The following is an 18,773-nucleotide window of genomic DNA, read 5'->3' as shown; positions in this document are numbered from 1 at the left end:
AGTTTGTCTACATCATGCATAGAAAAAGTTAAATGATTGCATTTGCCAATGCCAAAATCAATATCGGCTTGCAGGTCTTGAGCCGGAGAGAAGACGGATACCACAATCTTGAAACCGTCTTCTATCCGCTGAAACTATATGATGTCGTGGAAGTGGTAGAAGCTCCGGATATGCGCTTTATCCCCTCCGGTATCCCCGTTCCCGGCGATGGACACGACAATCTCTGCCTCCGGGCTTATCGGCTGCTCAGTGAAACACACGATTTGCCGCCCGTGCATATTTACCTGCATAAGGCCATTCCCATCGGTGCCGGACTAGGCGGTGGCTCGGCGGATGCCGCGTTTCTGTTAACGTTGCTGAACACGATGTTCGAATTAAAGCTTGACGAACCGCAGTTGATGGATTATGCACGCCGGCTGGGCGCGGATTGCGCCTTTTTTATCCGTAATACACCTGTACTGGCCTCCGGAATCGGTGATGTTTTCCAAGACGTAAAGATTGATCTGTCGGCATACCACTTGGTGTTGGTTAAGCCTCCGGTACACATATCGACGGCGGAAGCCTATGGGACGGTCACACCGGATCCGGAGGGGCGGCAATTGAAGTCGGCCATCACCCGTCCAGTAACCGAATGGCGGGACACCATCGTCAACGACTTCGAGTCCGGCATTTTTGCGAATCATCCCGAAATAGCGGCAGTTAAAAATCAGCTGTATGAAAACGGAGCCCTATTTGCCGCCATGAGCGGCAGCGGATCTTCGGTGTATGGATTGTTTAGCAAACCGGTAAAAATTCCTGACTTAGAGTTAACTAACGAAGTATTTTACATCGCGCAATAAAAGAGATTTAGCATGGTAGAATTCCGGGCACTTATCGAACGATCCGAAATCCAGCATGGTCCGGCAATGATGGGATGGGCGTATATCGAAGTGCCGCGTACCATAGCCGAACAGCTAAAACCCGGCTGTCGGCAGGTCTACCGGGTACGCGGGGAAATCGACGATCAGCCGTTTTCCGGACTGGCCTTGATGCCCAAAGGGGAAGGCGACTACTTCCTCGCCATCAATGGTGGCATGAGAAAAAAATTAAAGAAGGGCGTGGGGGATTTTCTGTCCCTCCGCTTGGAGGAAGATCGGGAATTTGTGATCGAGATGCCCGAAGACTTGGAACTATGCCTATCGGACGATGAAGGGAATCTGATGGCAAGATTCATGTCAATGCCCAAATCGCACCGCAATTATTTCATCAAATACATCAACGACGCAAAAACCGATCCCACGCGCGCAAAACGCATCGGCATGACGGTGGAGGCGATGGCGACAGGACTCGACTTCGGGGCGATGATCCGGCTCGACAAAGCAAGGAGGCAACGCGATGTATAGGTTGTTGAAAATAGCGTTGATGGCGGTGGTATCGGTCGGCGCCGTAGTGGCGTGCGCGCAGGAAAGCGAAAAAACAAAACCTATGGAAACACTAGAAATCGGGGATCAAGTGCCCCGCTTTGTTCTGAAAGATCAATCGGGCCGTGATGTGGATATCGCGGATTACATCGGTAAGAAAAAACTGGTCATCTATTTTTACCCCAAAGACGAAAGTCCGGGTTGCACGAAGCAGGCCTGTGCGATCCGGGATAGTTTTGCAGACTATACCGATGCGGGTGCCGTTGTTATTGGCATTAACTCCGGAAGCGTGGAAAGCCACCGGTCATTTGCGGAAAAACACAGGTTGCCTTTTATCCTACTCAGCGACCCCGGCAACCGGGTGCTGAAACAGTTCGGTGTGAAAAATGTACTTTTTCTTACCGGGCGGGAGACGTTTGTAGTCGGGCTTGACGGGAAGATCGTATTTAACTACCGGGCGTTGATGAATGCCGCCGAACATAACGATAAGGTATTGGAGTTTCTGAAAGGAGACGATGCCGGATAATCCCGGATAATCGGCGTCCGAAACCGGCACCGTCCTCAATACCGTTGTTTAATGTTTAATGACCGTGGTCATCCCCGTCCACTACGTGAACCTCTACTTTAAGGTCAAGGTCGTTCGCCCCACTGAATTGCGTGTAGTTGGGATTGTTCCAATCATCGGCTGTGATGTTAGCCTTTACGCCGTTGTTTAAGTGGCGCAGGATGACATTGAACACAAACGAGTCGGATGGTTTCAGCACGTGTAAATATCCCGTTATACCCACCCGCTTGTTCTCAGGATCGGCATATTGGTAGTCCAGTACCCCGTCCGGAGCGCCCAGGAAGAAAATCTGGTGGATGTCGGATTCCGCCAGGAATTCCTGTTCGGCACCTTCCCGGCCGGCGAAGTCTGTGGTGCTCAACGTGAGGCGGTAGGTTTTTCCGGCGTCCAAGTGCAGGTGCGTACCCACCGGAGGTAAACCGGTCTCGTCAAACGTTACCGCCACGACTTCCGGGTTTTCAAGATCCTCGGCATGACCGTCGTGCCAATCTACTTCGGTAAAGGTCAATGTCGCCGATTTGATTTCTTCCTGAGGGATCTCAGGTTCCGGGTCATCCTTGCTGCACGACACTGCAAACACCAGGAATCCCAGCGATAACAGCGTAAAACGAAGGGGGCTAAACAAATGCTTCATAACGGACTTAATTAAGATTTGAGTTAAACAAGTTATTTAATTATATTGTTTTATCAGTTGACAAATAGCGTATTGAATAGCTAAAAAGAATATGATAATCGGATGCCGATTTCTCGGCCCAAACCATGGCTGTAATAGCGAAATCGATTCATGTATTCTTTATAACTTCTATTAAATAAATTAGTTATGGATACACCCGCTTCTAACGGATGATTGCCTAAAGCAAATTGACTGCCGGCATACAAGGAAAAGAGGTGGTAGGCCGGCGGTGGTGGTGCGTAATCCGACGCTGGTTCGTAACGCCTTTGTTCCAGTACCCATTGGTGTGCAAAGGTGAGATAGGTGTTGCTCGTTATCTTACTTTCTATGGGCAACTGCCATCGCAGCCGGTGATCGAACCGATCGGATGGGATATAGGGAAGATAGTTGTCATGGGTTATGTCACGGGCACGGATAACCGAAGCATTGAGGTGGTAATCGAGGTCTGCAAATAATGCGTATCGCAGGGCAAGGTCTGCACCAAAAAACGACGCGTCGGTCTGCGTGTACCTGAACACGGGAAATGTACCGCGGATGGTTTGCAGAAATTCGCCGGGTGAGGGCTGTGCATAGATATAGTCTTGGATATACTGCGCGTACAGATCAAGGTCGACGGTCAGCGCGCCATTGGCATATGACGGGCTGACGACCCATTTATATCCGTGTTCGCTACCCAGCCCCGCATCCCCGATTTCATAGAGGGCTGATCCATGGTGCAGGCCGTTGCTATATAGTTCATTGGCACTGGGTGCACGCCATGCCAAGCCGAGGTTACTACGTAGCTGCCAAGCTGCGCTCATGTGCCATACAGCGCCAAAAGAGCCGCTGACGTTGTGGAAGTCGCGCTGGCCGCCATACAGGTTCTGGTGTTTATCGAACCCAGCGGCATCAAAGGTTTTAAAATCATACCGGATTCCCAGTTCCCATTCGTGCGTCTCCCGGATGAGCCGCTGGATGGCAAAAAGCCCACCGGTGAAACTGTCGTAGTTCGGAATGAGCGGCGTATTCAGCGTTCCCGGGACGTTGTTATTCACCTGTAACGTCAGGTTGGTCCCCACCTGTGTGCGCCAGTGGTCGTAAAGCGGTGTCTGGTAATTCGCATCCAGCGTCTGGGTGGTCAGGACCATATCAAGCATCGGCAAGGCGTCGCGGTCCGCACGGCGCATGTCATACTCCTGCCGGTGGTTGCGCTGAATACCATACTGGATATCGGAACTGCCGCCGCCGGAATAATCGCGGTGCCATTTCAGCTTACCGAGGTCGTGTGTAACGCGCTGGCGGGGAACATCAATGTCGTAAGTAAACGGATACGTTTCGAAAGGCCGGCCGGCCTCAACGCGGGCCCGTATGTCGGCTGTGGTGCCGACATGGGCTCCGGTGAAAATGCCGAGTGACGTATAAAACCGGCTGTAGTAAGCATCAAACACCGATTGCGGGCGGCTATAGCGCAGTGCAGCAGAGACATTGTACTCCGCCAGTCCGGTATTGCCAAGGTAATAATCAGCCGTGCGTACATTTCCACTCCGTTTGGCCGTGCCCTGTACACGCCACGCAAGTCCCGGTAAGGCACTGACTCCCGATTGCAGCATGCCGGATAGGATACCGCCGCGGCCATTGGTCTGGTAGAGGGTATTCAGCTCGCCGGATAGATGCGGATCGACGGGCAAAGGAGATGGCGACGTAATGATGACGCCCCCGATGGCATCGGCGCCGTAGCGAACACCTTCCGCGCCCTTTACCAGCCGGAATTCCTTTGCAACAAATGGATCGATCTCCGGTGCATGCTCGCTGCCCCATTGCTGGCCTTCCTGCCGGATGCCGTTGTTCAGAATCAGGATCCGGTTGCTGTGCATCCCATTGATGACCGGTTTTGCAATCGTCGTACCGGTCTGCAACATGCTTACCCCGGGCAACGTACTGAAGATGTCAGCCAACGTTTTTCCCTGTACCTGTGCGGCTTGCTCGCGGGAGACAGTCCGTACCGCATTCGTGGTAACCACGGTCTGCTGGTGGCCTACCACATTGACATCGTGCAACAAGATCTGATCGTGATGAAGTGTCAAGGTAAGGGTCGCGTCACTCTCCAGCGTGACTTCCGTAGTCAGGCTATCAAAACCCACGCTGGTAGCAGTAATCGCATACCGGGTACCGCTGCAGAGCTGCACAAACCGGAAATAGCCATGCCCATCGGAAAGAATTTGCTGCGTGCCGGGATTGATTTTCAGGGTCACGCCCGATAAGGGGAGCTGCGTGTCACTGTCCACTACCCGGCCCCGGATAGTAAGGTGGCATGTCGGAGTTTGGGAATACCCGGCCTCGACAAATAAGCCCGGTATGGAAACAAGTATAGAAATAAGTATCGTCCAGATCCGCATCGTGTCGTTATCGATCAGGCCACAAATTTCAACATAGTTGCGTTAATAAACAAATCAAATGCAACAAAGTTTATTTTAATAATTGAGGTTTGCAAATAAATTTCTGATTGTCAGTATACTAACTAGATTTATGGCTCAGTCGGCAGCGTTGATCATGAACCATAAACTAGGAGCGCGGATGGAATTGCGTGATAACCGAATGTAAGTAATCGCGATCCACATGGGTATAGATTTCCGTAGTGGTAATGCTTTCGTGTCCCAGCATCTCCTGTACAGCACGCAGATCGGCACCGCCTTCGACCAGGTGGCTGGCAAACGAATGGCGGAACGTGTGGGGACTGATTTTTTTCTTCAATCCGATTTTTGCCGCAAGGTCCTTGATGATAATAAATATCATGACTCGGGTCAACGGCGCGCCCCGGCGGTTCAGGAATACGAAGTCCTCGAAGCCCGGTTTGATCTTCTGGTGGATGCGTATTTCGTTCAGATAAATATGGAGATATTTGGCCGCTTGGGAGCCAATAGGTACCAGGCGTTCTTTGCTGCCTTTGCCTTCGACTTTGATAAACTCCACGTCCAGAAACAGGTTGGAAATTTTCAAGCCTACCAATTCACTCACCCGGAGGCCGCAGCCATACAGAACCTCCAGCAGGGCTTTGTTACGCATACCTTCGGCGGCAGTCAGGTCGATTGCAGCGATGAGGTCGTCTATTTCCGTGATGTTGAGTACGTCCGGGATCTTGCGGCCCAGGCGCGGCGCCTGGATCAGTGCCGTGGGGTTTTCAACCAATCCGTACTCCAGTGCCATAAAGAGATAAAATGTTTTGATGCCGGAGAGGATGCGGGCCTGGCTGTATGCGGAGAGCCCGAATCCGTTGATCCATGTTAAAAAATCCTGTAGCTGTACCGGCGTAATACTTTGGGGTTCTATCGCTTGTGGTTCGGCGAACTGCTGAAGTTTGGATACGTCATCGAGGTATGCCTCAACCGTATTTGCAGACATGGCCCGCTCCAGTTGGAGGTAGTGCTTGAAGCCGTCGATGGCGGTTTTCCAATCCATGGTCACTGTCCAAGTGAGTCAGGAAAGTGTTATTTATTCAAACAAAGTAAAATGACACCGAATGTCGCGGCAACTTGTCCACTCCAGAAAACAAACATCCATTTGATGATTTCGGTTTTATTCTTGGCTAAATCGGCTTTCGTCGCCAAAATTTTTGTTTTATCTTCCACCTCTTCTTTGATTTTTTTTTTCGATATACGTTGTGAGGTTTTCGGCTGATTCTTCTCCCAGTTTTCCCGAAAGCAATGAATATAACTTTGTAATCGTAATGGTACGCATTCTATTCCAGTTTTTTAGATCGATTACACAAAAATAAGAAAGAATCATATGATATGCAAGTCCCAGCGGATCCAAGCTTGCGGGCGGCAGGCGTAAAATTCATTCCGATTTGTTATTTTTACCACCCATGGAAAAGATGGAACTTGCATTGGACCGCATCATCGAAGCGATGTTGTCGCGGATACCTGGTTTGATCCTCGCGATCATCCTGTTGTTCATCGGAAGCTGGTTGATCGGGCTGATCCTGAAAGTCCTCCGCAACCGGTTCGAACGGCGAAATGTAGACCTTTCGCTCCGCGATTTTGTGGCAAGTATTGTCAAGTTTATCCTGTATACCATGCTGATTATTTCCGTCGCCTCGATGGTAGGGATACAGACCACCTCATTTGTGGCGGTGCTGGGCGCAGCCAGCCTTTCCATCGGACTCGCGCTTCAGGGCAGCCTCTCCAATTTTGCCGGCGGGGTGTTGATCCTTCTTTTCCGCCCCTTTCGGGTGGGCGACTACGTAAGCAGCGCTGCGGGTGCTTCGGGAACTGTGGAAAAAATCGATATTCTTTATACCACGCTGCGGACTGCCGACGGGATTGCGGTGTTCGCACCCAACGGGCCGCTTGCCAACTCGGTGATCACCAATTATTCAAGCATTACCAAACGTCGGATTGAGTATAAGATTGGCATCGGTTACGAATCCAATATCAAAGAAGCACGGGAGGTTATTTTGTCTGTTCTGAAAGCGGACAGCCGGGTCTTAGGCACTCCGAAGCCGGAAGTGCACGTCGCGGAACTCGCAGACAGTTCGGTTAATCTGGTCGTTCGGGCTTGGGCACCGAAGGAGGTCTATTGGGATGCATATTATGAAGTCTTTGAGCAGATAAAGGGAGCCCTCGATACCAACAACATCACCATTCCCTATCCCCAGCAAGAAATGCGCATTGTGAACATAGGTTCCTCAAAGGGGGATGTGCTCGGCGGGGACCCGAACGGAGGGCGGGATAACTAGCGCTGCATGCCCAGCAGGCGGGCCACATATTTCCCGACAATGTCGAATTCAAGATTGACGACATCACCGACGTTAACCTGCTTAAGATTTGTGTGTTCGTAGGTATATGGAATAATGGCAACCGAAAATTGGCTGTCTTTAGAATCTACGACCGTAAGGCTGATTCCATTGACCGTAATCGAGCCTTTTTCGACCGTTATGTTACCCGGACCGGCATCATATTGGAAGGTATACAGATAACTGCCCTGTTGGTCTTCGATGGCTATGCATCGCGCGGTCTGATCCACGTGCCCTTGCACGATATGCCCATCCAACCGGTCGCCCACTTTGGTGCAGCGCTCGAGATTGACCTCACTGCCGAGTTGCAGGCCGCCGAGGTTGCTTTTTGACAACGTTTCCGCAATGGCGGTTACTGTATGTTCGCCGGGCGACAAAGCCACCACCGTGAGGCAGACCCCGTTATGCGATATGCTCTGATCGATTTTCAGTTCGTCCGAGAGTGCGGACGCGACGGTGATGTGCAGGTTGCCGGCCTCGTGGTCGAGGCGTGATACCTTGCCGATGGTTTCGATAATGCCTGTGAACATGCGCGTGGTTTTTTAGCTTTCAATTAATTTTTACCCGTTTCCGTAATCCAAATAGCAGTAGAACACCGAACACCAGGCTTCCTGCGCATCCGGCATAAGCGAGATAGTCGCCCGTTTGCACATAAAACGTGATTTCCTCATTGAGATTGATGTCCTGCTTAATGGCCGTCGGTACCCACCACTTGGTTTTTCGCACGACGTCACCGCGTTGGTTGATGAATGCCGAGATACCGGTGTTGGCCGACCGGGCTACCCAGCGCCGAGTTTCGATCGCCCGCAATTTGGCGTATGCCAGGTGTTGGTCTTTGCCGGCCGTATTGCCCCACCAGCCGTCGTTGGTAATGATGGCAATGAACTGTGCACCTTGTTCGATAGACTTGGCTACATAATCTCCCCAGATCGATTCGTAACAGATCACCGGAGCGGCACCGATGCCGCTTTGCGAATAGAAAACCGAAGGCTTGTCCTGGCTTCCGTAACCTCCGGTGGTGCCACCGAATCCTTCGAACAGCGGTTTCAGGAATGCCAGCGCGCCTCCGAAGGGGAACTGCTCGGCACCGGCCACCAACTTGGATTTGTGATAGTATTGCAGCTTTGCCGAATTCTCAATGAGCACGGCCGAATTAAATGCGTCGTAATAAACGCCTTCAAAGGCACGTGCCGTGGGGGTCTGTGGACCGTTGTAGATCCGGTATCCTTCGATGCCCGAGAGCACGTTTCCATTTTTGTACCGATCCAGAAATTGCTGGATGTGCAAAAAGGTAGGGTGTTCGTAAAAGCGATCTTCGTCAAAACCTCCCTGTCGGGCGATGGCCGTTTCCGGCCAGATGAAAAATTCGGTATTCGGCTGTGCAATGGACTCCGATAGCTTCACCAGGTTATCGATCTGTGATTCAGGTGTCAGGAAAGTGAACTTGCCATAAGGATCGACGTTTGGCTGTACCACCACGATATTAGAAGGGTTTTCCCGTTCTTCATAGGTCGTGTACCGCCATAGCGACCAAAAAGTAGGCACACCGATCAGCAGAACGACAACACTCAGCAGTTTCCGCCGATGTGAAGGAGCAAATCCATCGCGTGCCGACAAAATTGCCAGAAACACCAATATGTTCAGCGCCCAGATCCATACCGTCCCGCCGTACACACCGGTGTATTCATACCATTGTACCATCTGATGGGCGTTGGCAAAACCATTTCCCAGCGTCATCCACGGAAACGCGAGGTCCCACGTCTGGTGCAGGTATTCATAAGCGATCCAGAACGATACCAATCCGGCGAATGACCACCCGATTGCATACCGTTTACGCAACTGATAATAGAGGCGAAAGGCGAATGCCATCAATAGGGCGGCCAGACCGAAGGGGATAAGTGAAACAAAAGCCGCAGCATAGACCGGCATCACGGCATTCATAGCGTTGAAGACCCAATAAATGGAGGCTGTATTCCACACCACACCTGTTAGTCCTCCCAATAAAAACACCTTCGCGCCCTTCTTTTGGTAGTCACCCCGCATCACATCTTCGAGGGCTAATAAAAGGGGAATGAAGGCTAGCCAAAGCAATGGAGCGGTGTAGGGGATAGGGGGCCATGACAACCACAGTAAGAAAGCACTCAACAGTGCAAATAAATAATTCTTTCTCACGGTTAAAGTTGGGATAGGAGTTCGCTTTTCTTGTTTTCGTACTCTTCCTGCGTGATCAGCTGCCGCTCAAACAACGATTTCAGCCGCCGGAGCTTCAAGGTGAGCTCATCTTCCTGTTCGGTTTGCTGAGGAGGCGGGGCCGGTTGCGGTTCCGGAAGCTGCTTTTCCGTTAAGCGCTGCTTTTCGGCCGAACGTTGCTTTTCCAATGCGTCGTTTGCCAATTGGTATACTTTGCGTGCCTGGTTTTTAGGGATGTATCCAATCTCTACAGGGTCGCCTTTCGCCGGGATGAGGAACAGCCGGGAGCCGAGTATGCCCTCTTTGAACCACACCTCAGACAATTGGTGCCAAGGAAAGATATCGAAGTCGGCAGCGAGTCCGAGTTTCGTCGATTTACACACCAAGATCCGCTGATCGGTCACCGCAATGCTGTCCGGAAACAAGGTGACGGCAGGCATCTTCTGCACGGCTACGTATTGTATCTGTTCGTCGTGAGCCAACAGGTCCTGAAGTTTCAGCAGCAGCTTTTCGACGACCTTGGGATCTTGCCCATCATTGATATATCGATCGATGTTCATGTACGCGAAGATAGGAAGATTATCCCATACCTTGTATGCACACCACAAATTCCCCTTTCACCGGATGCGAAGTGAAATGTGCGATCACTTCGGCAAGCGTACCCCGTACGGTTTCCTCGTATACTTTGCTGATTTCACGCGATACAGAAGCCAACCGCTCTCGGCCGAAGGTATCGGCAAACTCCTGCAGCGTTTTCGTCAGCCGGTGTGGCGACTCATAAAAGACCATCGTCCGGTTTTCATTGACGAGCGCTTTCAATCTCGTCTGGCGCCCTTTTTTTACCGGAAGAAAGCCCTCGAAACAAAACCGGTCGCATGGGAACCCCGAAGCAACCAGTGCCGGCACAAAAGCGGTCGCGCCGGGTAGGCATTGGATCTCGATCCCATTTTTAATCGCTTCACGCACCAAAAGAAATCCCGGGTCGGATATTGCCGGTGTGCCTGCATCAGATATCAGAGCGACCGCCTGGCCTTCTTTGAGGAAGCGGATAACCTCATTCACCGCTTTGTGCTCATTGTGCTGATGATGGGCGTATGCCTTTTTTTCAATGCCGAAATGCCTGAGCAGGGGGGCACTGGTACGGGTATCTTCAGCAAGGATAACGTCGGCCTCTTTCAGGATACGTATTGCTCGTAAGGTCATATCCTCCAGATTACCGATGGGAGTGGGGACGAGGTAAAGCATTTTTCTTATTTTTGCGCGATACAAATAAACGAAAATATGTTGCAAGTTAATTATCTCCGAGAGAACCGCGACCATGTGGTCGAACGTCTGGCAATCCGTAACTTCAAAGCGTTGGAACTGGTAGATGAAGTGATTGCGCTTGATGAGCGCCGTAAGCAACTTCAGACTGAGTCGGATTCCATTGCTGCTGAGGCGAATGCGGCGGCACGCCAGATTGGCGAGTTGATGCGGCAGGGGCAGCGGGAAGAAGCCGAGACGATCAAAGCGCGTTCCGGAGGATATAAAGAGCAACAAAAGAAGCTTGCCGACGAACAGGCTGCGGTCGAGGCGTATTTATACGAGAAGCTGGTGCTTTTGCCTAATCTGCCGCACAAGTCCGTACCGCGTGGGGGCGGTGCGGAAGACAACGAGGTGGTGTTGGAACACGGCCATCGTCCCGAACTTCCCGAAAATGCGTTGCCCCATTGGGAGCTGGCGGCAAAATACGACATCATCGATTTTGAACTCGGTACCAAGGTTACCGGCGCTGGATTTCCGGTATATAAAGGCAAAGGTGCACGCCTGCAACGCGCCATGATCAATTTCTTTTTGGATCAAGCCGCCAAGGCGGGGTATAAAGAGGTACAGCCGCCCATCCTCATCAACGAAGCGTCCGGATTCGGCACGGGCCAGCTACCCGACAAAGAAGGACAGATGTACCACGTCGGAGTTGACAATCTGTACTTGATCCCCACGGCGGAGGTACCGGTAACCAATCTGTACCGTGATACCATCGTCAAGGAGTCCGACTTCCCCATCAAAATGACGGCCTATACACCGTGTTTCCGACGTGAAGCGGGATCCTATGGTGCCCACGTGCGGGGTTTGAATCGCCTGCACCAGTTTGACAAAGTAGAGGTTGTGCAGATCGTACATCCTGATAAATCTTACGAGACGCTGGAGGAGATGAGTGCCTATGTCCAGTCGTTGCTGCAGGCACTGAACCTCCCATACCGGGTGTTGCGGCTCTGCGGCGGGGATATGGGATTCACGTCCGCGCTGACGTACGACATGGAGGTGTGGAGCGCCGCCCAAAAACGCTGGCTGGAGGTTTCTTCCGTATCCAATTTTGAAACTTTCCAAAGCAACCGGCTAAAGGTGCGCTTTAAAGGGGAAAACGGCAAAACCCAGCTGGCACACACACTTAATGGAAGCGCCCTGGCATTGCCCCGTATATTGGCCTCGCTTTTGGAAGACAATCAAACGGCAGCGGGTATAAAAATTCCAGAAGTGCTGGTACCCTACGCGGGCTTTGAGTGGATCGACTAGGTAGCGGATATTATTCGCCATGGAGGGAAGCTTCCCGGTAAAGATGTTTGAACATGACGCCCGGATCTTCCCCGATGGCCAACGCGATAAGGTAGAGTTCGTCTGCTCGCAGCTGTGATTTTGGATTGATACTCAATTGGCTGAGTCGATAGGTACTCAGCCCTGTTTTTCTTGCAACTTCAGCCCTGTTCACGGATCTTTTGGCAAGGTAAAGGCCAAGTTCCGTCAATGTCCCCTTATTCACGTCGTCTAATCTTTTAATCTTCGAGATGGGATAAAAATATCCGCTTAGATATTTTATGGAAAAAATATTTTGATATATGTGTAATTTCTCTATATTTGTAGAGTCTAAACAATATTATCAACAGTCATACCGCATATAGGTTTGTCTAATTTTTTGAAAGTACTTGCGGTTTTTGAATTGTCCGCTTGTATCATGTGTTTGTGAATCCAAAACAATTCTATCGCTAAAAGGGGCTCCCCGCCCCTTTTTTCCGTTTACCCTCGCTCTAAATTCCTCTCTGACTTTTTCCATACTGCTTCGTGCGTCAGTTTTGTTAAATAGATAATAAATTAAGTATACACATAGGCTTAATATAGGGTTTGTATAGGTTAATGCTATTTATATACTATATAAAAGCATTATATTTTCGTTAAATATTCTATCTTTGTATCGTTAAAGAATCGGATAAAGCACATATCATAACAAACGATTAAGATGGCTATTATACAGCAGGGAATAAACGGTCCATTCCGCGGTAAAGTAGGATCCGTCATCGGATATACCTTGAACGGTCAGAATGTAATGCGTTCGATCGGTAAACGGCGTACACGGCCTTTTACTGAACTGGAACTTTTGAATCAGGCTAAGATGAAAGTTACGTCGGAATATCTCGGGCGGATTAAGCCTTTTGTCAAATTCGGTTACCGGACCGAAGCGCCCAATGGCAGCCGGATTGGCGCGTTCCAGTTAGCTCAATCGCAGGTGAGAAAGCATGCGCTGGAGATCGATTCGGAAGGTAAGCCCTTTGTGAACCCCGCAAAAGTGCTTATTTCCAAGGGAAACCTGGAGCCTCCCACAAACTGTTCGGTAAAGGCAGACGGCAACCGGTTAATCTTCCGCTGGGATTATTTGAAACGTGGGGGATACCACAGGCTCCTGACGTTGGCGTATGATGGCGATTCTTTCCGTTTTTTCCGGGACCTGGGAGAAGAGCGGCGGAATGGAGCGGACATCTGGGATCTACATAACCTGGATTTGCTGGAACAACCACTTCATGTATATGCGGCATTCCGGGATACAATAACCGGCGAAATATCGGACAGTGTCTACTGCGGGGCTATTGAGCCATCGGTTCCATCCGTGCCAGATATTGATCGTTCCCATCCTCAAACACCACCTGCACCACCCAGCCCTCCATCCGGGCAATACGAGTTAGCATTTCCTGATCGATGAACAGCCAGTTGAACGGCGTTCCGGTCACGCCCCGGTATTCATACTGATAGTGGATTTCGCCAAAATATCCATGTGGTTTCCCGACCGACCCGTCTGAATAAAGATAGGTAATGTCGGAGGAATCGAACAAAAGCTGCCCACCCTGACGGAGCAGCGTGCGGCAGTGTTTCAGCAACGAGCTTAACCCCGCTACGGTTCCTGCTAAACCGATGCCGTTCATAAGAAACAGAAGTGTATCGTAGCCGCCTTCACGGTAGTCAAAAAAGTCTCGTTGCAGCACGGTTCGGACGCCTCTTTGGCGCATCACGGAACACGCCCCGGACGATAGTTCCAAAGCGGTTACATCAAAGCCCCGTTCCTGCAGATACAGGGCGTGACTGCCCGCACCCGCTCCGACATCGAGCGTGCGGCCGTCACACAACGCGAGTGCGATGTGTTCCAGTTCCGGAAAATCGTCAGGTTGCCGGAAAAATACGTCAACCGGCATTTCTTCCAGGTCGCCGTAACTGGTGTGCAGCATCAGCTTGTCGCTGGTATTGCCGTGAAAATAGTCGCGAAGGGCACTGCCCAGAACATCAGTCGCCATGGGAGATGTGCAGGATCTGTTTGGCAAGCGCAATGGTTTCTGCATCACCCGTATGCTTGCCAGGTTCGTCGGAAAGTTTAATAACCGGTGTCCACTCCGCTTCTTCGGGATAGGCCTCGGTCATTTTAATCACAATATTCATCGGCGAAAGCCCCACGTCGTTGGTAAAATTCGTGCCGATGCCGAAGGACATTCCGATGCGGTCCCGGCAATATTCGACGATGCGGGCAACTTTCTCGTAATTCAGCCCATCGGAAAAAATGATGGTTTTGGAACGCGGATCGATTCCTTTCTGTTGGTAGTGATGGATGGCTTTATCGGCAAACTGCAACGGATCACCGCTGTCGTGGCGGACGCCGTCGAATAATTTGGTGAGTTTTTTGTCGAATTGCGTAAAGAAGACATCGGTCGTATAGGTATCGGAGAGTGCGATGCCGAGATCTCCCCGGTACACGTCCGACCAGTGCTCGAGCCCCAGCAGATTGGCCATTTTGAATCCATATTTTGCCGCATGGAACATAAACCATTCGTGCGCATGCGTTCCGATGGGTTTGGTCTGGTACAGCATGGCCATATGTACGTTGCTGGTGCCGATAAACGAACCCTTGCCGTATTGGGTGAGTGCCTGGACCACCAGCCGGTGTACCGCATAGGAATGACGCCGTCGGGTGCCGAATTCCGCCAGGGTAATACCCAGTTGGCCATATTGATTGATTTTTCGCCGTACGGTTTCCACGACCTGGTCATCCGGTTGCCGCTGCTGGCCGGTCATCTGATAGTAGAGTTCACAGATCAGCGACATAATCGGTACCTCCCACAGGATCGTGCGATACCAATATCCCTCGATTGACACGGAAAGTTCTTCGCCAAGCTGCCGGATGTGAACCTCTTCGGGATCGTATCGGTACCCTTCCAGGAAGTCAAAATAAGTAGGGTCGATATAAGGGCAGGTGATGGCAAAGAAGTTTTTTTCCTGGCGCGTGAGCTGGAGCTTTGCCAGCTCGTTAACAGCTTTCCGTAACGCTTCTGCAAATCCATCAGGAAAGGTATGCCCACCCCGGTTGATGAACCGGTATTTTGCTTTGGCCTTGGGAAATAATTTCACCACCGCGTGCTGCATGGTGAATTTATAAAAGTCGTTATCGAGCAGGGAATTGATCATCACTTCACCGCTGCTAGCCAAGCTTCAGCCATCAATTGCGCCCCGGCTAAGGACGCATGCACACCGTCGCCGGTCCAATAGGAGGGAGCTGCCACTTTCGCTGCTTCATCGAATACCCGTTGATAGGGGATAAATGCTGCTCCATATTCCGTGGCGATTTCCCTTGCCGCCCGGCGGTATTCGTCAAAATCCGGATACCAGGCGTCGGTCACCGCTTTCACGTTATTGACGGCAAAGGGCTCGCCGATGACGAGTTTGACTCCGGGAAGTGCGGTCAGCGTTCGATCGATCAGTTTGCGGTAATCGTCGCGGTACACTTGTATGGTCCCGTCATATTTTCCGTCAAATTTATGCCAGAAGTCGTTTACACCGATGAGGATGCTGAGTACATTGGGTTTGAGAGCCAAACAATCTTCTTCCCAGCGGTCGGCCAGCTGGTAGACCTTATTTCCGCTGATCCCGCGGTTATAGATCGTCAATTGCTTCGATGCATGTGTATTCAAAAGGTTCGCGGCGGCCAAAAACGCGTAACCGGTTCCCAGTGCACGGCTGTTATTGGGGGCTTTGTTTTCTTTGTCCCGCCCGGCGTCTGTGATGGAGTCTCCTTGAAATAAGACGACGTCGTTTTCCTGAATGCGGATCTTCGGAGCCGAAGAGATCCCAGCGGCTTTGACAATTTCGGGAAGGCTGACCGCCATCGCGGCTCTCATTAACGTGGTTCCTATAAAGGTGCGTCTGCTTTTATCCATGGTTAACAAATGGTTTTTACTGGTTTCAAAAGTAGAAAAATATATGGAAAAAAGAAGAAGCAGTCCGATCGGACCGCTTCTTCTTTTTACGATTGCTGGTCTACGCTAGCGGGAATTATCCCCGGCCGCGGGAAGACCCCGACCGCTCATCCGAACGGCCCCGTACGGCGCTGCTGCTTCTTTCGGAACTGCGGCTTGTCGATACACTTGGCCGCGACGTTGAACGTGAAGACACCGAGGTGTTACGGCTGGAGGTACTGCGCTGTGTCTGGGAGGACGAAGGCCTGACATTCTCGCGTGACGACCGCGATGATACGGTGTGTACCCGTGCTGCCGGCTGGTTGCGCTCCCGGGCTTGAGGTTGTACGCGTTCCCTTGCTTGGGGTTGTACGCGTTCCCTTGCTTGAGGCTGTACCCGCTCCCTCGCTTGAGGCTGTACCCGTTCACGTGAGCGTTGTGGCGTCACGTTTTCGCGGCCGTTTGTTTGCGAACGGCTGCTGTTTACCTCCGGACGGCTGGCACGGTTGCGTTCAGCACGGGGTGCCGGTGAGTTGCCGGACTCCCTGCGGGTACGTGATTCCGTGCGTGTGCGCTCGGGGGCCGATTGCCGCGCCGGCGCAGTGGCCTTGGAACGGTTTTCCGATGTCCGGGATGTCCGGGCAGTATTGCCGTTCTCACGGGTGGTTGACTGCGCTCCGCGTGTGGCTGCGTTATTCCTGGAGGCCGTGCCGCGCGTAGCGGAAGAAGTCCTCGGATCGGTGGCTTCCGTGCGACCGCCGGTCCGTGAACTGGCGCTGCGTGATCCGGCCGACCGCACGGTCGCTGCGTCGGCTACCCGCGAAGGGCGTGCCGAAGAGCGGGAGCTGCGGTCAACTTCCGGACGGTATAAGCTTACCGAGCGGCTACTGACCGATGCCCGTCCGGGACGGGAAGCGCTATTGATATCCCGAATGGCCACCCGGCTGCGTGTTACACGCTCGATCTCGCTGTGCCGTGGGCCGGTTACGTACGTGCGGTTGTTGTATACATAGGTGTTGTTGATAATCGTCGTACGGTTATAAATGTTCACACGGTTCCGATACGGTGCATAGTAGCTGTAGATCCGCGGGCTGCAGATGTAACGTTGCGGCACAAATACCCAATGTGCGGCAGGGATGCCCATATTGATGGAGATGCTCATCCGGGGGCCGAGCGGTGCCCAGCCATAATAACCACCGCCGCTGCGCCAGCTCACCCACGCAGGTCCCCATTCATAGCCCGGTACCCACGCCCAACCGTAATAGTCGGAATAGGTCCAACGTCCGTAGTGAAACGGAGCCCAGCCCCAATCGTAATCCGAAACCCAGGTATTGCCGTAAGAGGTCATTACCCAATGGCCGCGGGAAGCATAGGGCTGGAAATCACGATCTACGTCAGGAAGCCAAATATATCCATATTCGGGGTCGTCTATCCATTCCCCATAAGGTGAAAGTTCGTCGTAGAACATTTGAAATGAAACGCTCATACCGGGTTGAGCCTTCACGGTGCCGGTTGCTGCCATCACCATGAAGGTAAGTGCAGTTATCACTAATTGTCCGGTTCTTTTTAACGTTTTCATGACAAGTTGATTTAAATCTAACAATCTTGTTCGTTTCTGTGGGTATGACTGCAAAGCAGGGGCCAGGGTTTAACGGGGTGGCAGCGTCTTTCTTTTTGTTACGTTTGGTTTTCCAAGAACATTTTGCCGAAATTGGTGTTTACTAGTGCATTGGCAAGGGTATTTGCCTGGACTCCGGGAACGGCTCACTGTTGCGGGAGGGCCCGGAATAACGGACGGTTGCCTGCGCGACGGGTTTGAATGACAAATAAACGATACAGATTAAAATTAATCTTCTATTTTTGTAGCCTTAACTGCTGAAATCCCCGATGATAAACAAGATACAGCGCATACTGATCGAATTAGCTAATATCCATCGGTTTGTTATGCGTTTCTATCGGGAGGTGTTCATGCCTCCCTACGAATTCAAGGAAATTATCCGGCAATGCTACGAAGTGGGATGGAAATCACTGCCGTTGATTTCGCTGACGGGCTTCATTACGGGCATTGTGTTCACCAACCAATCCCGTCCGTCGCTCGCTGAATTTGGTGCCACCTCTTGGTTGCCCGCCCTGATATCCATCGCGATTATCCGCGCGCTGGCACCGCTGGTTACCGCATTGATTGCATCGGGCAAAGTGGGCTCACAGATCGGTGCCGAATTGGGCTCGATGAAGGTGACGGAGCAGATCGATGCCATGGAGGTTTCCGGTACCAATCCGTTTAAATTTTTGGTGGTGAGTAGAGTGCTAGCTACGACAATTACGATACCCATCCTTTCTTTCTACACGGCAGGGGTAGGTTTAATCGGTGCCTTTTTGAGCGTAAACCAAAATGAAAACACCAGTTTCGCGGTTTATTTCGATCAAGTGTTTGAAGCAGTAACTTATTTGGATATATTTTCGTTGGTGTTGAAGGCCGTGGTTTTTGGCTTTACGATCGGCATTGTAGGCTGCTACCAAGGCTATAATTCATCCAAAGGAACCGAGGGAGTGGGCAGGGCGGCTAATTGGGCGGTCGTTATGTCGATGTTCCTCATATTTATCGAAGAAATATTGATTGTACAAATTATTCAGGCAATGCGCGCTTAAG

At 51.4% G+C, this 18,773-nt stretch carries 20 protein-coding genes; 7 read left to right on the top strand and 13 right to left on the bottom strand.

Annotated elements, in window-relative coordinates; translation table 11 throughout:
- Positions 1-32 precede the first annotated feature (32 nt).
- The 3 genes from ispE to ACFQRK_RS19900 all read left to right on the top strand — a co-directional run bounded on the left by ispE (position 33) and on the right by ACFQRK_RS19900 (position 1,926).
- Positions 33-839 carry a 4-(cytidine 5'-diphospho)-2-C-methyl-D-erythritol kinase gene (gene ispE, locus ACFQRK_RS19910; protein WP_379009846.1) on the top strand — a complete coding sequence of 269 codons (807 nt, stop codon included), beginning with the start codon at positions 33-35 and terminating at the stop codon, positions 837-839.
- Positions 840-851: 12 nt separating this feature from the next.
- Entirely contained in the window at positions 852-1,382 is a 531-nt protein-coding gene (locus tag ACFQRK_RS19905; protein ID WP_379009845.1) for a YdeI/OmpD-associated family protein, read from the top strand.
- Between the two features lie 82 nt (positions 1,383-1,464).
- On the top strand, positions 1,465-1,926 hold the full coding sequence (locus ACFQRK_RS19900; RefSeq protein ID WP_379009844.1) for a peroxiredoxin: 462 nt from the start codon (positions 1,465-1,467) through the stop codon (positions 1,924-1,926).
- 55 nt (positions 1,927-1,981) lie between these two features.
- On the opposite strand, the gene ACFQRK_RS19895 is transcribed toward ACFQRK_RS19900, so the two are convergent.
- From ACFQRK_RS19895 to ACFQRK_RS19880, 4 genes are all read right to left on the bottom strand, one after another.
- Positions 1,982-2,599, bottom strand: a complete 618-nt coding sequence (locus tag ACFQRK_RS19895; RefSeq protein WP_379009842.1) for a hypothetical protein — start codon at positions 2,597-2,599, stop codon at positions 1,982-1,984.
- Between the two features lie 80 nt (positions 2,600-2,679).
- On the bottom strand, positions 2,680-5,013 hold the full coding sequence (locus ACFQRK_RS19890) for a TonB-dependent receptor (protein WP_379009840.1): 2,334 nt from the start codon (positions 5,011-5,013) through the stop codon (positions 2,680-2,682).
- Between the two features lie 166 nt (positions 5,014-5,179).
- Complete coding sequence (xerD, locus tag ACFQRK_RS19885; protein WP_379009838.1) at positions 5,180-6,073, bottom strand: site-specific tyrosine recombinase XerD; 894 nt, start codon at positions 6,071-6,073, stop codon at positions 5,180-5,182.
- A 29-nt stretch (positions 6,074-6,102) separates the two neighbouring features.
- A complete protein-coding gene (locus tag ACFQRK_RS19880; RefSeq protein WP_379009837.1) occupies positions 6,103-6,243 on the bottom strand; it encodes a hypothetical protein in 141 nt (46 codons plus the stop codon).
- 236 nt (positions 6,244-6,479) lie between these two features.
- On the opposite strand from ACFQRK_RS19880, the gene ACFQRK_RS19875 reads away from it, so the two are divergent.
- Entirely contained in the window at positions 6,480-7,352 is an 873-nt protein-coding gene (locus ACFQRK_RS19875; protein ID WP_379009836.1) for a mechanosensitive ion channel family protein, read from the top strand.
- Here the strand turns inward: ACFQRK_RS19875 and ACFQRK_RS19870 are convergent.
- From ACFQRK_RS19870 to rsmI, 4 genes are read right to left on the bottom strand one after another with little or no spacing between them, the layout of a single operon-like run.
- Entirely contained in the window at positions 7,349-7,939 is a 591-nt protein-coding gene (locus tag ACFQRK_RS19870) for a riboflavin synthase (protein WP_379009834.1), read from the bottom strand. The genes ACFQRK_RS19875 and ACFQRK_RS19870 overlap by 4 nt on opposite strands.
- Before the next feature lie 19 nt (positions 7,940-7,958).
- Positions 7,959-9,581 carry an apolipoprotein N-acyltransferase gene (lnt, locus tag ACFQRK_RS19865; RefSeq protein ID WP_379009833.1) on the bottom strand — a complete coding sequence of 541 codons (1,623 nt, stop codon included), beginning with the start codon at positions 9,579-9,581 and terminating at the stop codon, positions 7,959-7,961.
- 2 nt (positions 9,582-9,583) lie between these two features.
- On the bottom strand, positions 9,584-10,159 hold the full coding sequence (locus ACFQRK_RS19860; protein ID WP_379009830.1) for a PH domain-containing protein: 576 nt from the start codon (positions 10,157-10,159) through the stop codon (positions 9,584-9,586).
- Between the two features lie 19 nt (positions 10,160-10,178).
- Positions 10,179-10,844: a 16S rRNA (cytidine(1402)-2'-O)-methyltransferase gene (gene rsmI, locus ACFQRK_RS19855; protein ID WP_379009829.1), complete on the bottom strand. Its 666-nt coding sequence runs from the start codon at positions 10,842-10,844 to the stop codon at positions 10,179-10,181.
- A 36-nt stretch (positions 10,845-10,880) separates the two neighbouring features.
- On the opposite strand from rsmI, the gene serS reads away from it, so the two are divergent.
- Entirely contained in the window at positions 10,881-12,152 is a 1,272-nt protein-coding gene (gene serS / locus ACFQRK_RS19850) for a serine--tRNA ligase (RefSeq protein WP_379009826.1), read from the top strand.
- Positions 12,153-12,162: 10 nt separating this feature from the next.
- Here serS and ACFQRK_RS19845 read toward each other — a convergent pair whose 3' ends face one another.
- A complete protein-coding gene (locus ACFQRK_RS19845) occupies positions 12,163-12,396 on the bottom strand; it encodes a helix-turn-helix domain-containing protein (protein WP_379009824.1) in 234 nt (77 codons plus the stop codon).
- 474 nt (positions 12,397-12,870) lie between these two features.
- Here ACFQRK_RS19845 and ACFQRK_RS19840 point away from each other — a divergent pair, with 474 nt between their 5' ends.
- Positions 12,871-13,608, top strand: a complete 738-nt coding sequence (locus tag ACFQRK_RS19840) for a DUF6266 family protein (protein WP_379009822.1) — start codon at positions 12,871-12,873, stop codon at positions 13,606-13,608.
- Here the strand turns inward: ACFQRK_RS19840 and ACFQRK_RS19835 are convergent.
- The 4 genes from ACFQRK_RS19835 to ACFQRK_RS19820 all read right to left on the bottom strand — a co-directional run bounded on the left by ACFQRK_RS19835 (position 13,493) and on the right by ACFQRK_RS19820 (position 17,702).
- Complete coding sequence (locus ACFQRK_RS19835; protein ID WP_379009820.1) at positions 13,493-14,194, bottom strand: class I SAM-dependent methyltransferase; 702 nt, start codon at positions 14,192-14,194, stop codon at positions 13,493-13,495. The two genes, ACFQRK_RS19840 and ACFQRK_RS19835, sit on opposite strands and share 116 nt — an antisense overlap.
- The gene (gene pncB, locus ACFQRK_RS19830; RefSeq protein ID WP_379009885.1) at positions 14,184-15,356 is read right to left on the bottom strand and encodes a nicotinate phosphoribosyltransferase; all 1,173 of its coding nucleotides are present in this window, start codon (positions 15,354-15,356) and stop codon (positions 14,184-14,186) included. The genes ACFQRK_RS19835 and pncB overlap by 11 nt, the downstream gene beginning before the upstream one ends.
- On the bottom strand, positions 15,356-16,105 hold the full coding sequence (locus tag ACFQRK_RS19825) for an SGNH/GDSL hydrolase family protein (protein WP_379009818.1): 750 nt from the start codon (positions 16,103-16,105) through the stop codon (positions 15,356-15,358). The genes pncB and ACFQRK_RS19825 overlap by 1 nt, the downstream gene beginning before the upstream one ends.
- A gap of 115 nt (positions 16,106-16,220) precedes the next feature.
- Complete coding sequence (locus ACFQRK_RS19820) at positions 16,221-17,702, bottom strand: DUF6600 domain-containing protein (RefSeq protein ID WP_379009816.1); 1,482 nt, start codon at positions 17,700-17,702, stop codon at positions 16,221-16,223.
- 308 nt (positions 17,703-18,010) lie between these two features.
- Here ACFQRK_RS19820 and ACFQRK_RS19815 point away from each other — a divergent pair, with 308 nt between their 5' ends.
- Positions 18,011-18,772 carry an MlaE family ABC transporter permease gene (locus ACFQRK_RS19815; RefSeq protein WP_379009813.1) on the top strand — a complete coding sequence of 254 codons (762 nt, stop codon included), beginning with the start codon at positions 18,011-18,013 and terminating at the stop codon, positions 18,770-18,772.
- Position 18,773: the final 1 nt, after the last annotated feature.

The organism is Parapedobacter sp. GCM10030251, assembly GCF_042666505.1.
Lineage (GTDB): Bacteria > Bacteroidota > Bacteroidia > Sphingobacteriales > Sphingobacteriaceae > Parapedobacter.
This window is presented reverse-complemented; position numbering and strand designations above follow the sequence as displayed.

Coding starts and splice junctions, on each gene's coding strand:
- ispE (WP_379009846.1), top strand. CDS start 33: ATGATTGCATTTGCCAATGCCAAAATCAATATCGGCTTGCAGGTCTTG.
- ACFQRK_RS19905 (WP_379009845.1), top strand. CDS start 852: ATGGTAGAATTCCGGGCACTTATCGAACGATCCGAAATCCAGCATGGT.
- ACFQRK_RS19900 (WP_379009844.1), top strand. CDS start 1,465: ATGGAAACACTAGAAATCGGGGATCAAGTGCCCCGCTTTGTTCTGAAA.
- ACFQRK_RS19895 (WP_379009842.1), bottom strand. CDS start 2,599: ATGAAGCATTTGTTTAGCCCCCTTCGTTTTACGCTGTTATCGCTGGGA.
- ACFQRK_RS19890 (WP_379009840.1), bottom strand. CDS start 5,013: ATGCGGATCTGGACGATACTTATTTCTATACTTGTTTCCATACCGGGC.
- xerD (WP_379009838.1), bottom strand. CDS start 6,073: ATGGATTGGAAAACCGCCATCGACGGCTTCAAGCACTACCTCCAACTG.
- ACFQRK_RS19875 (WP_379009836.1), top strand. CDS start 6,480: ATGGAAAAGATGGAACTTGCATTGGACCGCATCATCGAAGCGATGTTG.
- ACFQRK_RS19870 (WP_379009834.1), bottom strand. CDS start 7,939: ATGTTCACAGGCATTATCGAAACCATCGGCAAGGTATCACGCCTCGAC.
- ACFQRK_RS19860 (WP_379009830.1), bottom strand. CDS start 10,159: ATGAACATCGATCGATATATCAATGATGGGCAAGATCCCAAGGTCGTC.
- rsmI (WP_379009829.1), bottom strand. CDS start 10,844: ATGCTTTACCTCGTCCCCACTCCCATCGGTAATCTGGAGGATATGACC.
- serS (WP_379009826.1), top strand. CDS start 10,881: ATGTTGCAAGTTAATTATCTCCGAGAGAACCGCGACCATGTGGTCGAA.
- ACFQRK_RS19840 (WP_379009822.1), top strand. CDS start 12,871: ATGGCTATTATACAGCAGGGAATAAACGGTCCATTCCGCGGTAAAGTA.
- ACFQRK_RS19835 (WP_379009820.1), bottom strand. CDS start 14,194: ATGGCGACTGATGTTCTGGGCAGTGCCCTTCGCGACTATTTTCACGGC.
- pncB (WP_379009885.1), bottom strand. CDS start 15,356: ATGATCAATTCCCTGCTCGATAACGACTTTTATAAATTCACCATGCAG.
- ACFQRK_RS19825 (WP_379009818.1), bottom strand. CDS start 16,105: ATGGATAAAAGCAGACGCACCTTTATAGGAACCACGTTAATGAGAGCC.
- ACFQRK_RS19820 (WP_379009816.1), bottom strand. CDS start 17,702: ATGAAAACGTTAAAAAGAACCGGACAATTAGTGATAACTGCACTTACC.
- ACFQRK_RS19815 (WP_379009813.1), top strand. CDS start 18,011: ATGATAAACAAGATACAGCGCATACTGATCGAATTAGCTAATATCCAT.